The sequence below is a fragment of the Streptomyces lancefieldiae genome, from assembly GCF_031845825.1.
GTDB lineage: Bacteria > Actinomycetota > Actinomycetes > Streptomycetales > Streptomycetaceae > Streptomyces > Streptomyces lancefieldiae.
The window spans coordinates 1-476 of the sequence record NZ_JAVRFH010000298.1 but is presented as its reverse complement, the minus strand read 5'-3'; the positions used below and the strand labels follow the sequence as shown (position 1 = coordinate 476).

Below are 476 nucleotides of genomic sequence, written 5' to 3'. Positions count from 1 at the left end.
ATCTGGTACGGCGTCTCCATCCTGATCACCATCACCGCCATCATCGGTGTGGCGGTCGGCGGCCTCCGCATGGGCATCGAGTTCCAGGGCGGCGCGGTCTTCACGACCGACACCAAGGCCAAGATCTCCACCTCCCAGGCCACGGAGGTGGCGACCGAGGCATCGGGCCACATGGCCATCGTCCAGGAGCTCGGCAACGGCGGTCTGCGCATCCAGATCACCGAGGTCGACACCGCAAAGGCGAACGAGATCAAGGAGACGCTCTCCGACGAGCTCGGTATCCCCGCCGAGGAGATCAACGCGGACCTGGTCGGCCCCAGCTGGGGTGAGCAGATCGCCAACAAGGCGTGGATGGGCCTCGGGATCTTCATGGTCCTGGTGGTGATCTATCTGGCCATCGCGTTCGAGTGGCGGATGGCCGTCGCCGCCCTCATCGCGCTGATCCACGACATCACCATCACGGTCGGTGTCTACGC

1 pseudogene is annotated in these 476 nt (G+C 64.9%); it reads left to right on the top strand.

What is annotated here, in order from left to right:
* Nucleotides 1-476, top strand: a pseudogene (locus RM812_RS42225) (protein translocase subunit SecF); the annotation flags it as partial.